The sequence below is a fragment of the Marinarcus sediminis (SeqCode) genome (assembly GCF_048571275.1).
In the GTDB taxonomy this organism is placed as follows: Bacteria; Campylobacterota; Campylobacteria; order Campylobacterales; family Arcobacteraceae; genus Marinarcus; species Marinarcus sediminis.
This window is the reverse complement of sequence record NZ_CP182357.1, coordinates 1573176-1588684: the sequence shown is the minus strand read 5'-3', so window position 1 is coordinate 1588684 and position 15509 is coordinate 1573176. Positions and strand designations below refer to the sequence as shown.

Sequence of the window (15509 nt, the reverse complement as noted above, 5' to 3'; positions counted from 1 at the left end):
TAAAGAGAGATTAAATGTTGTTATGTGGCATAGATGAAGCAGGACGAGGACCAATAGCGGGTCCATTGGTTGTTGCAGGCGTAGTATTAAAAGAATCCATTTCGGGATTAAATGACTCAAAAATTTTAAGTGAAAAAAAAAGAGAAGCTCTTTTTGAACCAATAAAATTAAACTCTTTTTACCATATTGTATTTACGGATAATCAAACCATTGACAAAAAAGGGTTAAGTTACTGTCTGAAAAAATCGATATTAGAAATTATGGAAAATATAAAAGCCAGTGAATATTTAATGGATGGGAATACCTCTTTTGGAATTTCAAATTTGAACCACAAAATAAAAGCAGATGCCACAGTTCAAGAAGTCAGTGCCGCCTCAATTTTAGCAAAAGTCAGCAGAGACAGATTTATGTGTGACATTGCCAATACCTACCCCAATTACAATTTTGAAAAACACAAAGGATACGGAACCAAAGCCCATATTGATGCCATAAAAGAACACGGTTACTCAAATTTACATCGTGTATCATTCAAATTAAAAGCCTTAGAAGAGTTCTTTTCACCACAACCCAAAGGACTCTTTTAAACTGTCATAAAAAATATTAAATTTCTTTGCTATTTTGAATTACTTTTTTAATAAAAAAAATAATTTATACAAATAAGCTATAAATTGTGATATAATCAGGAAGTAATTGATTTTATGTTAAAGGATTATTATGAAAATAATTTTAATAGTTTTTTCTATTTTCATGATTTTTTCTGGATGCACCGAACAAGATTTGGCCACCCAAAAAAGAGAGTGTAAAAAAGAGGGAAAAAAGTTTAAAACAATTAAAGTATTTAATTTCATTGATGGAAAGTATGAAATAAAGGGAGAGTGTAAATAATTTCATTCTTCAGTTTTGATAAATTATTTTGCAACTTTCCCTATTTTACTCTCAATTGATTCAATTTTTCTCACTAATCTGTTCTCATGATTTTTTCTGATATCAAATGTCAAAGTTGAATAAACCCTATTGCACCCCAACTCTTCAAGCTTTTCATAACACTGTTGAATAACTCCCAGCGCTTCAGACATTTTCTGTGTTTCAATAATCGTTGCCATAGAGGTGAGTTGATACGAAAATCCACTCTCTCTGATCACTTTTATCACCTGTGCCACATATTCGCTTTTGCTCTCACTTTGATCAGTAGGGAACATCGCCATTTGAACGAGAACAGACATTTTTTCTCCTTAAATTGGTAGTTTTTGAAAGATAAAGATATATTACACAAATAAAATTAAGACAAGGATAAAGAGCTTAACGCGCCAAATATAACCATATATTAATGATTTTAAAAATAGTAATGAAAGAAAGATTAAAGCCACCTCATAAGAATCTTTTTATATCAAATTTTTAACCCAAGCTTCAAAATTGTTTTGATAACATATTTTAAATACTACATAGGAGAAAATATGCAATTAGATGTATCTGCAGAAGTTTTACTTTCACAACTGGGTTACACAAAAACAGACAGCTCGCTTTTACAAGCGCAAAAAATGATTGACAATACGAAAAATTTTGAGAAATTTTCTAAACACATCATCAGCTTGCACGATCATATTAAAAAAATGAATGCATATGTTGCACTATCAAATACATCTGATTATTGTAAAATCAAGTGTGATGAAAATGATGCACCAGAAATTCTAGAAGAGTTTCACCAAGAGATTGCTCACTGGAGCAACAAATACAATGTTGATGTCGAACAACTTGATAACCGACCTGTTTATTATATTTTGGGAGCAAAAGAGCAATAATTGCTCTTTTGTTTAGCGTTATCTACTTCAAAAAATTTTTACCCAATCCTCTGTTCTCAAAATCAAAATCTGCTTAATTTTTAAGTTCTTTACAAAAAAAGTTAAAAGTTGGTTATTTTAAAACCCATTGTGGTTTTTAAAATGTACACTTTATATACAATTTACATACAAATGAGTCACAAATTTGTATTATAAAGCCAGAACATTGTATTATTTTAATAAATAACTAAATATCTTATTTTGGAGAAATAAAATTAAACTGATACTTTTGTCCTTAATTGTTCTGCAAACCCTACTTTTATCACATAATAATGAACTGAAAGTTCAACTCAGATGGTACCATCAATTTCAATTTGCGGGTTATTATGCTGCTTTAGAAAAAGGATTTTACAATAACGCAGGGTTGGATATAAAACTGCTTGAAGGTGGGCCATCAGTTGACAGTGTTAATGCTGTAATTTCAAAACAAGCTGACTTTGGTATTTCTAATTCCAGCTTGGTTTTAGAATATTTTAATGGAAAACCCATTGTCAATCTTGGCGTTATTATGCAACACTCTCCAAATGTTTTACTCACTTTTGACAAATATAAAAGTCCCGTTGACTTAGTTGGAAGCGGAGCAATTGCACTTATGGGAAAAAATCAAGACATTGAACTTAAAGCAATGTTTTTAAAAGAAGGCATTGACTTAAACAAAATTAATTTTGTTCCAAATAAAAAACACTTAGAGGATCTTTTAAATCATAAAGTCATTGCCGTGAATGCTTACAGTTCAAATGAACCTTATATATTAAAAAGTAAAAACATACCGTATAAAATTTTAGAACCACGACATTATGGACTCGATTTTTACGGAGATACACTTTTTGCAACTCAAGATTTTGTACAAAACAATTTGCAATCAGTCGAAAAGTTTCGTCAAGCCACTTTTAAGGGGTGGGAATATGCATTAAAACATCAAGATGAAATCATAGAACTCATTTTAACAAAATACAACACGCAAAACAAAACGAAAAAACAACTGCAATTTGAAGCAGAGGTATTGACAAAACTCATTAATCCTGATTTTGTCCAAATAGGTCACAGCAACCCTGGCAGATGGGAACATATCATACAAACGTATGGGTTATTTGGCTTAATAAAAGGGAAAAAAGATTTAACTAATTTTTATTATAAACCCAATTATGCAGTAGATTTAACACGATTTTATATCTATATTGCCCTGACGTTATCAGTGGCTTTAGCATTGGCTGGTATTGCTTTTTATATCTATCTTACCAATAAAAAAATCAAAAAAAGTCTCACTCGGCAAACCATACTTTTTGAAAACTCAGCCTCAGCTGGTATTGTATGGAAAAAAGACTTTACACTCACTGGTTGGAATACCCAGTCTCAAAAACTATTTGGTTGGACAAAAGAGGAGGTTATGGGAAAGAATATATTTGAATTTTTAATTCCCACTGATGCAAAAAATGAGGTCAAACAAAATCTTTTAAGCATACAACAAAATGGAACCTTGTATCTTTTTACCAATTTAAATCTCACCAAAGAGAATAGAATTATTAAATGTGAATGGCACAATACCCTTTTGCCTAAAATAGAGAACGAAGAACAAGAGATTGTCTCACAAGCCATTGACATTACCAAAAGAGATTTAGCAGAAAAACTTCTTAAAAAACAAGCGCACCATGATCCTTTAACCATGTTGCCTAACAGACACTACTTTGAAGAACTTCTAAAAAATATGCTCATTGAATCAAAAATGAAAAATGAAAATATCATTGTAGGGTTTATTGATTTGGACAAATTTAAAGACATTAATGACACCATTGGCCATGAAGCAGGAGATTTTCTTCTAAAAACCCTAGCAAAACAATTTCTTCACACAGTTGATGCTTATGGAGCCATTGCAAGAATTGGTGGCGATGAATTTGTATTTTATTTACACAATCTGAACTCTTGGAAAAATATCATTGTACAATTATTACAAGATGCCTCATCTGTTGTTGCCTATGACAATTATACTATTCAAGTCTCTGCAAGTATTGGTATTTATACCGTTCAAGCAGCTTACCACGAGAGTATGAGTGATATTTTGAAAAAAGCGGATACCGCTATGTACAATGCCAAAAAATTAGGTAAAAACAGATACTGTTTTTTTGACTCTTTGTAACTTAGACATGAGTGAAACGTTTAATGGCTTCACTCACTTCACTTTTTAGTAACTAAAAAATCTTTCGTAAAGTGTGACAGTAAGGCGTTTTGTTGTGCTTAAAGTAGTAATCTTGATGATACTCTTCCGCTTCAAAAAATGGGGTATTGTGAGTTGAAATCAACATTGTTGCAACGTGAAATCCTTTTGTTTCTAAGAGTGCAATAATCTCTTTCACACATTTTTTCTCAGCTTCATCGTTATAAAAAACAGCACTTAAATATTGGCTTCCAATGTCAGGTCCTTGTCCATTGGTTTGAGTAAAATCATGTATCTCAAAAAAGTGTTTAACCAACGATTCAAAAGGGAGTGCTTCTGCATCGTATTCAACACAAACAACTTCCAAATGCCCTGTTAATCCCGTACACACTTCTTTGTAACTTGGGTTTGGGGTAACACCACCCATGTAACCACTGATGGCACGAATGACACCATCTAATTTCTCAAAATGATATTCAACTCCCCAAAAACATCCTGCTGCAAAATATGCTTTTTTACTACGCATGAAATAAACCTTTATACTTATCTTTTTTACTCTTAACCATTATATGTCAATTATTTTTAAAACAGTTGAATACTTTTTTTTAATAAAAAATATTCAATCTTTTTTTAATGATAATAAATATCAATATTAAGTATAGATTAAGATTGGTTATCATACTATTACAATATTAATAATGAATATCAATATATAAAAGAGATCTTATGTCACTTAAAGCAAATGTAAAAAATTTTAATAACTCAAAAAACTACAAAGAGTTCTTAAACGTAGTCAAACAGAGACTTAATCATCATAAACAACTCCTAACACAAAATAAAAAAACCATATTAAAAATACTCTTTGAAAGCCAATCCCATTTAAGTGCAGAAGAGATTATTGCCATTTCAGAGACCTACAACGATGGTTTATTGAGTGCTTCAACTGTTTACAGAACCCTCTCCTCTTTTGAGCATTTTGGCGTAGTTGAAAGTTTGGCGATTCAAGATAAAAAAAGATATGAATTAAACTATTTGAAACAACCACACTATCATCTGTATTGTCAAGAGTGCAATCAAGTCATTGAGTTTGAAGATGCAAAAATACATTCAAGTTTTTTATCAACCATTGAAAAAATGAATTTTAAAGCACTTCATTTTAATGTCATTATAAGTGGGGTATGCAAACAATGTTTAAACTCTTCAAAATAGTGGCTTCATTTCTCAAAAAACACTCAAAAATAAATGGTGCCTATTTTATTCAATTGGAACAAATAAAAAGAAGGAGGATCTCAAAAAAATTAAAATTGTATAAAAAAAATTGCCACTAAAAATAAAATAAAACAAGGACAAACGATGTTAAAAAAAGAAGTATTAAATAAAATGAATGAACAAATCAATTTGGAGCATTTCTCTTCAAATTTATATTTGTCGATGTCATCATGGTGCAAAGCTCAAGGCTTAAATGGTGCTGCCTCATTTTTAGAGACACATTCCAGTGAAGAGTTAGGACATATGTACAAACTCTTTAAGTATATCAATGAAACTGGTTCACAAGCCATTGTTGGTGCGTTAGATGCACCCGATTATCAATTTAAAGACATCAAAGATGTTTTTGAAAGAACCTATAAACATGAACAGTTTATTACAAATAAAATCAATGAACTCGTTGAATTGACTTTAGCGCAAAAAGATTATGCCACCTTTAATTTTCTTCAATGGTATGTCAGTGAACAACATGAAGAAGAGGCACTGTTTAAAGGAATTTTAGACAAAATGAGCATTATTGGTTTAGAAGGTCGAGGGTTACATATGATTGACAAAGAGATTGGCACATTAGTAAGAAAATAACTTTTCAAACTTATAACAAAGCCTTGTGATGAACTTCTCCTAATTTTAAAACTTTCATGCGAACTTATCTGTCGTTTTAAATCATCACAAGGTTTTCAGTAACGTTTGTTTAAAACTCTCTTTAGTGCTTCTCTTGACAAACGTTATATATTTTTATATACTTCGGTGTTTATTTACTTACTGCTTGCATTTTTCACATAAAACAATAAGTAAAGGACAACTCATGCACACAAACCAACCGTTTGTCAATTTAAAAAACGAACCCATTAACGAAATAAAAAGTTTCGGCAGTTGTGATATCACACAAAAGTTTCATGCACAAGGGGTAAAACCCAGTATGATTGACTTCGTCTACCCTCCTGTACCCTTTCCTCCTAAGGCTATTTTTGAAGAATTTGGGGAAGAAAATATCATCAATATGGTCTCACATCATCATGGTTTACTCAAAAAAAGTGCCATTAAAGATCTCTTTACCAAAGATGAAAAAGAGTTTGAAATCGTCAATCAAAGAGCAGCAGAATTTTTCATGGAAGCTTTAGGCGGTGGAGAGAGATACACTTCAAAACATGGTCATCCTCATTTACGTTCACGTCATTTTCCTTTTACCATCGATGAACATGGCAGAGACGTTTGGTTGATGTTTTATAAAAAAACTTTAAAAGATGTCAATTTCCCTAAAAAACATATCCAAGCTTTTTGGGAATGGATTGAATCGATGTCATTAAGAATGATCAACCGACGTACCACAATGGAACCCCCTATGCGATACCCTTTTGAAACCATTGCACATGAGTTTGATTTAGGAGCACCTTGTGAAAACTAAAATCCTATTTATTCTTTTAATACTGCTCATAAGTTCTTCCCTTTTTTCAAGAACCATCACCGATATGAGCAACAACCAAATTGAAGTTCCCAATAACATTGAACGCATCTTTGGTTCAGCTCCTCCTACAACATTTTTGGTTGCTTTATATAACCCAGAATTATTGGTAGGATTAAATTTTCCAGCTTACAATCAAAACAACTTAGGAAGTGAAGCGTATTTGGGAAAACATTTTATGTCTCTTCCTGTTTTAGGTGGTTGGCATGGAAACCAAAAAGGAGCAAGTATTGAAAAACTTTTAAGTGTACATGCTCAAATTATTTTGAGTTGGCAAAATGATTTTTTACTTAAAAAAGTTCAAACTGCGCTGAAAAAAGTTGAAATTCCTATTGTCATGGTAGAAGCAGATAACCTAGAAAAATCACCTGAAATGTTCCGATTTGTAGGGGAGTTATTAAACAAACCCACCAGAGGTGAAGCATTGGCTTTATATGCTCAAAAAGCACTTCAAGACATACAAACCATGACGGCTAAAATACCTGAAGATAAACGGGTGAGTTTTTATTATGCTCAAGGACAAAATGGCTTACAAAGCGATTGCAGTAACTCGTTTCATACCACCCAATTTCGTTTTATAAAAGCAAAAAATATTTATGAGTGTACACAAAAAAGTATTATGGGAATGGAGAGTATAAATTTTGAAACCATACTCAAAGCCAATCCGGATTATATTATTGTGCAATCACCACAGTTTTACAAAGAAATCTTCAGCAGTGTAAAGTGGAAAATGCTTGATGCTGTCAAATTAAAAAAGGTCTACTTAGTACCAAGAACACCTTTTAACTGGATTGACAGACCCCCTTCGTTTATGAGATTGTTGGGGATTCATTGGTTAAGTTCAATCATGTATCCAGAATATTACACCCAAAACATCAATGACGAAATAAAAGCTTTTTACAAACTGTTTTTTAATTTTGATTTAGATGATGATACATTAAGTAAAATTACCAAAGCAGCCTTTTAATCTTAAGAAGATACCCAAGCGGTATCTTCTTTGTTTTTATGCTCTATCCCAAACCAATACACCAATATTCGAAAAAGTCTCTCTTACAATTTTCCCATTAACAACATAGGGTTGAAGTAACTCTTTGACTTTCAATTTACTCACTTCTATCTTTCGCATCTTTAAATGCTTTAAAACATCCTCTGTCATCTCTTCTAAGGTTCCTTCTTGTGTCCAATTGTGTTCAAAAAACTCCTCTTTTATATCATAACCCAATGAGCACAAATAGGCTTTTGTGTCACTAAATTTATCTTTTGTTCTGTTTTCAAATCCCAATAAACAGAGAATTTCATCCATTAAAGGGGAGTGTCTTTCCGTTGAAAAAGAGACATAAATACAGGTCTTTTTTGACAAACTCATCATGGTATTCAAATCTTCAAACGAGCTGATTGCTGGTGTCATTGCACTCAATACAATATCATACTGCTCTTGAGTATCAAACGCTTTAAAATCACTTTGCAATAACTCAATATTTTTCAAATCATTTATATGTATATACTCTTTAAATCGTCCCAGCATACCACTTGAGAGATCAACCCCAACAATGTGTTCCGCTTCTTTTGCAATAATACTGCTGTATAAACCTGTACCACAACCAATATCTAAAACACGTTTTGATCTAAAATCAACACCAAAATCTTTCACTTTTGAAATCACTTTTGTTGGGGTAACCAACCCATATTCGTCAAATGGTGTGGGGTAATTTTTTGATTTAAAATCCCAAAACTCTTCCATTACTCTTTTCCTTCTAATAAATTTTTTATCTCTACATCTTCTAATGAAACATTTAAAAACAGTTCATAAAACGCTTTTACTCTTTTTGTTATATCTATGGAATATATCTCTTTATAAACCAGATTACCCAACCATTGAGCACCCAATATTTTCATAAAAGAAGGGGGTCTATCAAACCAACTGAAAGGTTCACTTGGAATCAAATAAACCGCTTTGTTTTTAACAGCACGTATATTTTGAAATTTATTTTGAGTATACACTGAGTTATAAAAAGCCTCTTCTTGAGTGATGATAATGTCAGGGTTATATAACAGCAGTTGCTCTAAGGTTATACGGTCTCGTCCAAAACCTGTTTTATTTTCACAACGATGAGGATTGTATCCTCCAATGTATTCAATTAAATCTGCGTGTATTGAGTTATAACACTCTGTTTGTAAACCATCAATGCCTTCGGCGTAATAGACCACTTTTTTCTTTTTAATGTTTTTTCGCAATGCTTCTAACTCATTTAAAACATTTTGTGTATACTCAGATAACTTATCTGTTCGACTCTGTAAAGAGAGAACTTTCCCCATTGTTTGATACGCACTCACATAATCTTTGAGTGTATCAATATTGATTCCCAACGTTTTAAACCCCAAACTGTGCAGTTTCTCATCGACTGATTTGAAGGAATTTTTATAATTCCAAGTTAAAATCAAATCGGGGTTTACCTTAATCAATGTTTCAAAATTGGGCGTTTTCCCTTGTCCAAACCAACCTCCAATTACAGGAAGGGCATTCATGTTTTGATTTAAATATTTCAACTCTTTATCTTTAAATGTATAATTTGTACCAGATATGACGGTGGGGTCAATGGAATATAGCAGATACGTTGCAGGAGGAGAAGCACCAAAAACAGTAATGCTCTCTTTTGCAAATGCTGCACCTAAAATCAACAAAAAAATGAGAATTTTTCTCATAATAGCTCCTAAACTGTAAAATTTCTTCGAAATTGTATAAAAAATATACAATTTTTATACAAATTTGTGTATACTTTTTATTCGTTATATAGTACAATATATAACGAAAAATTGCAAGTAGGTAGAAAATGAATATAGGTTTAATGCTTTTATATGAGAATTGGGGTAACAATTACAAAGAAGCTTTTCAAAATCAACACGAACTGATTATGCTAGGTGAACAATTGGGTTTAGATGAAGTATGGATAACAGAACATCACTTCAATAAATTCAGTTTAAGTTCATCGATTTTGACTCTCATGGCATATATCATTGCGAATACTAAAAAAATGAATGTAGGAACAGCTTCCATACTAACTCCGATATATAATCCTATTATGGTTGCTGAGGCAGTTGCAACACTGAATATTCTCAGCAACAACCGATTCTATTTTGGTGTCGCAAAAGGTGGTCCCTTTAAAAAACAAGTTGAACTGTTTGATTTTGAAAATTCGCGCGAATCAATGCTTACAAGTCTTGATGAAATTTTCTCATATTTAGATGCATCAAGCGATGTATTCCCGAAACCTATTGGCAATATTCCGACGTTTATAGCTTCAAAAGATGAAAGCAGCATTGCATTTGCAGCAAAAAGAGACATTGGTCTCATGGCGGCTCATCTTTGGTCTACTGAGATTATACATAACATGATTGAACAATACAAAAAATTGCACGTCCATCACAATTCTCCAAAAATGATGTGTTCAAGAGGTTTTTATATGGCCAGTAGCAACGATGAAGCTATAAATGAAGCACTCCCAGCATTACAAAGGTTCAGAAAACAAATGGAAATTCAAGGCATTACAAGTCCCATCTTTTATGATGAGAACTATTGGATAGATAATGGTATTATAGGAGATAAACAGACCTGTATAAATAAGATTAAAGAGTTAAAAGCATTGGGTATTACTAACTTAGCTTTAAAACCGATTTCAAATGAAGTGGAAAAAAACAAACAATCCTTGGAGTTATTTGCGAAAGACGTTTTGGTAAATTTGTAACATGAAATCGATTTTAGTGCTATTTATTATATTAATTGTATTGGCTTTGTTTTCTCTGTCTTTAGGACAATACAATTTAACCACCACTCAGATTGTGCAATTCTTTTTGTACAAATTGGGTTTTGCAGAGGTACACAATGCTCAATTGATGCAAAATATTATTATAGAGATACGCTTTCCAAGAGTCATTGCTTCTATTTTAATTGGTGCCTCATTGGCCATTTCAGGCGTGGCTTTTCAATCGATGTTTCGAAATCCTCTGGTTTCTCCTGGTATTTTAGGGGTACTTTCAGGTGCTTCATTTGGTGCAGCCTTGGGCATGATATTTTTTAAAGAGTTTATTCTCATACAAGCCTCTTCGTTTATATTTGGAATACTCTCAGTATTTATTGCTTTGTTTATCTCCATGTTTAATAAACAAAATCAACTCATTCTTCTCATTTTAGGGGGCGTTGTCAGTTCTGCATTTTTCAGTTCATTATTGTCTATCACAAAATATATGGCAGACCCATACGATGAGTTACCCGCAATTGTCTATTGGCTCATGGGAAGTTTGGCATTAATTGATAAACAGACCATCTATGTTGTCACTCTTCCTATTTTATTGGGAATATTTTTAATGATTTTTTTATCAAAATATCTCAATGTTTTAAGTTTAGGCGATGAAGAGGCAAAAAGTTTGGGTATCAATGTCAAATTGACACGATTTGTCATTATTTTAATTGCAACATTTATCAGTGCATTTACTGTTGTTCTTGCTGGAATGATTGGCTGGGTTGGTTTAGTGATTCCTCATATCACACGACTTTTGTTTGGGTCAAATAATATTGTTATTGTTCCCCTTTCAGCACTCATTGGCGCCATCTATCTTTTAATCATTGATAACATTTCACGCACACTTTTTAGTGTGGAAATTCCCATAGGAATATTAACTTCGCTTATTGGAATTCCATTTTTTGCGTATGCACTTAAAAATGTTAAAAAAGGATGGGGTTGATGTTTGCCGTTGAAGATTTAAAATTTTCCTATGGGAAAAAAGAGATTTTAAAAGGGATTGATTTTGAGATTAACTCTTCTGATGTCATCTCTATTTTAGGTCCCAATGGATGTGGAAAAACGACTCTTTTAAAAATATTATTGGGATTTTTGAAACCCAGCTGTGGGAAAGTCTATTTTGACAATACACTCATACAAAACATCAAACCCAAAGCTTTTTTTCAACGTGTGGCGTATATTCCACAAGTGCATGATGGGGCTTTTGGTTATTTGGTTAAAGATGTTGTACTCATGGGAAGAATGCCCTATAAATCACTCTTTTCAAACTATAACAATGAAGACAGAAAAATCTGTATGGATGCCTTAGAAATTTTAGGCATAAAACATTTAGAAAATGAAATTTATACCACGTTAAGTGGTGGTCAACGACAACTGATTTTAATAGCTCGTGCCATTGCTCAACAAGCCGATGTGTTTATCATGGATGAGCCAGTTAATGGTTTGGATTTTGGGAACCAATATAAACTGCTCAATAGAATCAAAGCGTTGTCAAAAAAAGATTTGACCTTTATTAAAACCAGTCACTATCCTGATCATGTCTTTTTTGTCTCCAATGAAGCCATATTTTTAGATCAAGGGAAAATCTTGGAAAAAGGGGATCCAAATATCATTATAAGGGAGGATAATATTAAAACGGTATATCAATTAGAATCAAAAATCGTACATTTAAGCGACAGAAAAATTTGCATAGCTGTATAAACAAATTTTTTTACTGAGCGTTATATAAAGAAATATATAAAGAAATAAAAAGGGAAGAAATGAAAAAAAAGTCTTATAGTCTGTTGTTATTCGTATTAATCAACACCTCATCTTTTGCACAAGAGGAGCAAAGTGTGCAAGTGGCACCCATAGACATCAACGAAAACAGTGTCAATTATTTTTACAATTTAAATGAAAATAATCAAACCAGAATTATTGATGGTAATGCAGCTGCTGCAATCCAAGGAACCAGTTCAACCAACTACTTTAAAAGTTTACAACTTTTACCTTCTGTTAATGTAGAAACTCAAGATGCCTACGGATTAACCGTTGATCAAAATATGCTTCGAGTTCGTGGTCAATTAGGAGATACTTTCAGTCGTTTAAGTACAACCATTGAAGGTGTTCCTTTTGGGTTTAATGTAGGAAATGGGGGAACAGGATATTTACTGGATCAAGAGAATACCTCATCACTTGAATTTACTACAGGATTAACCCCTGCAAACAAAGGCATGGGATTAGGAACAACGAGTGGTTCTCTTGATTTAAAACTGGAAAAACCTAAAGATGAAGCGGGAGGTATGGTTACCGTTGGTGCAGGTACAGATAATTTTCAAAAACTGTTTTTGCGTCTTGACAGTGGAAAAATCAATGATATGTTCAATTTTTTTATCTCAAGTTCAACCATGTCAAATGACAAATGGAAAGGAGAAGGTGATATAAAACGTAAAAATATTGAACTCATGTCTGCCATTGATCTTTCGGATACCACTCAATTAGAAATTTTTGGTGCCTATAATATTTTTGACCGAGATGAATATATGCCATTAACATATGCGCAAACGCAATCATTAAGCAGTAACTATTCAGTCGATTACAATACCACCATCACGGGAAATAAATTCACCGATGCCATGTATTATGACTTCAATAAACAAACCTTTGATGAATACTTTTATTACATGGCTTTAGATACACAAATGGGCAATACTAAAATTAAATTCAAACCCTATACTTTAGGAAGTAAAGGTACACGATACTTTGGAGATGCAACAACGGGTACTGTAAAAAAGATGCTCATTCGAGAAGAAGCATATGGAATGAATTTAGAGTTTGAACACCCCTTAGCCGAAGGTAAACTTTATGGAGGATGGTGGTATCAAGAGATGGAGAGTACTCCCCCTCCAGAACTTCAAAAAGTTTATAAAATTAACGCCGATGGAAGTTTAACCTATGCCTCTACTGCCATGTTAACCGATATTGATAAAAGAGTCTCTAATGCACCCTATCTTGGTTATGAAAAAACCATTGATAAAACACATTTTAATGTAGGTTTACGCTACTTGATGTATGACTTTCCTGGCGTAACTGGTTACAACACAGCAGGATTAGCCGATTTATCTTACGATGAAGCGTTAAGTGCCTCAAGTGGTGTAAAAAATGGTATGCATGTTGATAAAAGCAGTTCAGATGTTCTGTTACCCAGTTTAGCACTGGACCATCAATTAAATCAAAATTGGAAAATTGGGGGAGGCTATGCAAAAAATTATGCCAATCCTTGGCAAGGTCCTTTGTGGTCGATTTATAACTCAAAAACAGCTGTATTTCAAGCTGCTGGAATCACGTTACAAGATTTATGGGATGAACTCAAACTTGAAACTTCAGATAACATTGAGTTCTTTACCCAATACGATTACAAAAATTTTAACTTTAAAAATACTCTCTTTTATGGAAAATACAAAAATAAACAGGTCACGGTGTATGATCCCGCTTTAAATTTAAGTTATTATAAAAGTGATTCCGAAGCTACATCAATGGGAGTGGAACTCGAAGGGAATTATAATCTTTCAAAAAATACAAGCATCTTTGCCTCTGTGTATTATAACCGATTTGAATTTGACAATAATATTTTATTGGCAACCAACACTTACTTAGAAACACAAAACAATCAAATCCCCGATGTTGCAAAAATTGGAGGAAAATTGGGAGTGAATTTTACGTATAATAATTTTACTTTCAGCCCACTTGCACGATACATTGGTAAACGATACGGTGATGCAGAAAATAAAGAAAAAGTTGATGCGTATACTGTGTTTGATCTCAACACAAAATATGTTCTCAAAAAAGAGAAACTGGAACTCTCTTTGGCGCTTCAAAATATCTTTGATAAACAGTACATTGGGGTTGTCAAAAACAGTTTGGATGACACCAGAACAGGTGCCACCTCTTATTACCAAGGTGCTCCATTTTCAGCTGTATTAAGTATGGTATATAAGTTTTAGTCATGAAAAAAATTTATCTGTGTTTATTAACGTGTTGCATAACACTGAATCTTTTTGCACAATCCAATCATATCATCAAAGATATGGCAAATCGAGAAGTCATTGTTCCTGACCAAATCACTGGCATTGTCAGTGTGGGAGGAACACCTGCAATTAATGCCTTTTTATTTGCTTTTAAAAAAGGGAACATCATTCACAATGGTGTTGAAAATGAGCGTCTGAGTAAAATGCCCTTTTGGAAACACCAAGAGTGGTTTTTACCCAAACTCTTTTCCATGCCACAAGTTTCATCCAACCCACCCACTTGGACACCAAACTTTGAAAAACTGGCACAAACTCAGTTTGATATTGCGTTGGTCAATAACCCACTTACTGCAGCTGTAGTTGAAAAAAAAGGGTATAAAGCTGCTGTGATTAATTGGCAAGGAGAGAATAACATTCAAAGAAGTATGACCTTTTTAGGTCAACTCTTTAATATGCAATCTCATGCTTTGGATTATAACAACTATTATGAGGGTATTGTTCAACTCATTAAAGACAGAACCAGCCAAATAAAAGATAAAAAAAGTGCTTTGTATCTTCGAGTAAGTAATCTTTCTATGCCTATGGTCACTACGGCAAATGCCATCTTTGAAAAAGCGGGCGGAATTTCCGTTAGCTCACATCTTACCAAAGAGCATCTCTCTATTGATATGGAAAAACTCTTTGTATTAAACCCCGATTATCTTTTTGTTTGGGGCAAAAAAGATGTAAAAATGGCTTTACATAACCCCAAATTCAAAGATTTAAAAGCAGTCAAAAACAAACAGGTCTATTCTGTGCCTATGGGTGCGCATTTTTGGACACACTATACACCAGAACAAGCCTTGTGCATCTTATGGGTTGCTAAAAAAATGTACCCCGAACTTTTTAAAGATGTGGATATGAAAAAAGAGACACAAAAATTTTATGAAAAATTTATGGGTACAAAACTCTCTGAAAATCAACTCAATCAAATACTGAATTAAAGGA

General features: G+C 32.9%; 17 protein-coding genes. 13 read left to right on the top strand and 4 right to left on the bottom strand.

Annotated elements, in window-relative coordinates; all coding sequences use genetic code 11:
* Nucleotides 1-14: 14 nt before the first annotated feature.
* Together rnhB and ACNI3C_RS07970 are read left to right on the top strand one after the other, a co-directional pair.
* A complete protein-coding gene (gene rnhB, locus ACNI3C_RS07975; RefSeq protein ID WP_419769290.1) occupies nucleotides 15-584 on the top strand; it encodes a ribonuclease HII in 570 nt (189 codons plus the stop codon).
* A gap of 130 nt (nucleotides 585-714) precedes the next feature.
* Nucleotides 715-885: a hypothetical protein gene (locus tag ACNI3C_RS07970; RefSeq protein ID WP_419769289.1), complete on the top strand. Its 171-nt coding sequence runs from the start codon at nucleotides 715-717 to the stop codon at nucleotides 883-885.
* Nucleotides 886-908: 23 nt separating this feature from the next.
* Here the strand turns inward: ACNI3C_RS07970 and ACNI3C_RS07965 are convergent, their stop codons facing one another.
* Nucleotides 909-1223 (bottom strand): MTH1187 family thiamine-binding protein, encoded by a 315-nt coding sequence (locus ACNI3C_RS07965; RefSeq protein ID WP_419769288.1) that lies wholly within the window; start codon nucleotides 1221-1223, stop codon nucleotides 909-911.
* A 231-nt stretch (nucleotides 1224-1454) separates the two neighbouring features.
* Here ACNI3C_RS07965 and ACNI3C_RS07960 point away from each other — a divergent pair, with 231 nt between their 5' ends.
* Complete coding sequence (locus tag ACNI3C_RS07960) at nucleotides 1455-1799, top strand: hypothetical protein (RefSeq protein WP_419769287.1); 345 nt, start codon at nucleotides 1455-1457, stop codon at nucleotides 1797-1799.
* A gap of 268 nt (nucleotides 1800-2067) precedes the next feature.
* Nucleotides 2068-3972, top strand: a complete 1905-nt coding sequence (locus ACNI3C_RS07955; RefSeq protein ID WP_419769286.1) for an ABC transporter substrate-binding protein — start codon at nucleotides 2068-2070, stop codon at nucleotides 3970-3972.
* Between the two features lie 52 nt (nucleotides 3973-4024).
* Here ACNI3C_RS07955 and msrA read toward each other — a convergent pair whose 3' ends face one another.
* A complete protein-coding gene (gene msrA / locus ACNI3C_RS07950) occupies nucleotides 4025-4516 on the bottom strand; it encodes a peptide-methionine (S)-S-oxide reductase MsrA (protein ID WP_419769285.1) in 492 nt (163 codons plus the stop codon).
* A 200-nt stretch (nucleotides 4517-4716) separates the two neighbouring features.
* On the opposite strand from msrA, the gene ACNI3C_RS07945 reads away from it, so the two are divergent.
* The 4 genes from ACNI3C_RS07945 (at nucleotide 4717) to ACNI3C_RS07930 (ending at nucleotide 7685) form a co-directional block, all read left to right on the top strand.
* Entirely contained in the window at nucleotides 4717-5199 is a 483-nt protein-coding gene (locus tag ACNI3C_RS07945) for a Fur family transcriptional regulator (protein ID WP_419769284.1), read from the top strand.
* 144 nt (nucleotides 5200-5343) lie between these two features.
* On the top strand, nucleotides 5344-5838 hold the full coding sequence (gene ftnA, locus ACNI3C_RS07940; RefSeq protein ID WP_419769283.1) for a non-heme ferritin: 495 nt from the start codon (nucleotides 5344-5346) through the stop codon (nucleotides 5836-5838).
* 223 nt (nucleotides 5839-6061) lie between these two features.
* On the top strand, nucleotides 6062-6661 hold the full coding sequence (locus ACNI3C_RS07935) for a globin domain-containing protein (protein ID WP_419769282.1): 600 nt from the start codon (nucleotides 6062-6064) through the stop codon (nucleotides 6659-6661).
* Nucleotides 6651-7685, top strand: coding sequence for an ABC transporter substrate-binding protein (locus tag ACNI3C_RS07930; RefSeq protein WP_419769281.1), 1035 nt, complete (start codon nucleotides 6651-6653; stop codon nucleotides 7683-7685). The genes ACNI3C_RS07935 and ACNI3C_RS07930 overlap by 11 nt, the downstream gene beginning before the upstream one ends.
* A 36-nt stretch (nucleotides 7686-7721) precedes the next feature.
* Here ACNI3C_RS07930 and ACNI3C_RS07925 read toward each other — a convergent pair whose 3' ends face one another.
* Both ACNI3C_RS07925 and ACNI3C_RS07920 read right to left on the bottom strand, forming a co-directional pair.
* On the bottom strand, nucleotides 7722-8459 hold the full coding sequence (locus tag ACNI3C_RS07925; RefSeq protein WP_419769280.1) for a class I SAM-dependent DNA methyltransferase: 738 nt from the start codon (nucleotides 8457-8459) through the stop codon (nucleotides 7722-7724).
* Nucleotides 8459-9421: an ABC transporter substrate-binding protein gene (locus tag ACNI3C_RS07920; protein WP_419769279.1), complete on the bottom strand. Its 963-nt coding sequence runs from the start codon at nucleotides 9419-9421 to the stop codon at nucleotides 8459-8461. Before ACNI3C_RS07920 ends, ACNI3C_RS07925 begins: the two co-directional genes overlap by 1 nt.
* Before the next feature lie 128 nt (nucleotides 9422-9549).
* Between ACNI3C_RS07920 and ACNI3C_RS07915 the strand changes: the two genes are divergently transcribed.
* The 5 genes from ACNI3C_RS07915 to ACNI3C_RS07895 are packed head-to-tail and all read left to right on the top strand — an operon-like array spanning nucleotide 9550 to nucleotide 15505.
* Entirely contained in the window at nucleotides 9550-10461 is a 912-nt protein-coding gene (locus ACNI3C_RS07915) for an LLM class flavin-dependent oxidoreductase (protein ID WP_419769278.1), read from the top strand.
* A 1-nt stretch (nucleotide 10462) separates the two neighbouring features.
* Complete coding sequence (locus ACNI3C_RS07910) at nucleotides 10463-11458, top strand: FecCD family ABC transporter permease (RefSeq protein ID WP_419769277.1); 996 nt, start codon at nucleotides 10463-10465, stop codon at nucleotides 11456-11458.
* The gene (locus tag ACNI3C_RS07905; RefSeq protein ID WP_419769276.1) at nucleotides 11458-12216 is read left to right on the top strand and encodes an ABC transporter ATP-binding protein; all 759 of its coding nucleotides are present in this window, start codon (nucleotides 11458-11460) and stop codon (nucleotides 12214-12216) included. Before ACNI3C_RS07910 ends, ACNI3C_RS07905 begins: the two co-directional genes overlap by 1 nt.
* 59 nt (nucleotides 12217-12275) lie before the next feature.
* Nucleotides 12276-14498, top strand: coding sequence for a TonB-dependent receptor (locus ACNI3C_RS07900; protein WP_419769275.1), 2223 nt, complete (start codon nucleotides 12276-12278; stop codon nucleotides 14496-14498).
* A gap of 2 nt (nucleotides 14499-14500) precedes the next feature.
* The gene (locus ACNI3C_RS07895; protein ID WP_419769274.1) at nucleotides 14501-15505 is read left to right on the top strand and encodes an ABC transporter substrate-binding protein; all 1005 of its coding nucleotides are present in this window, start codon (nucleotides 14501-14503) and stop codon (nucleotides 15503-15505) included.
* Nucleotides 15506-15509: the final 4 nt, after the last annotated feature.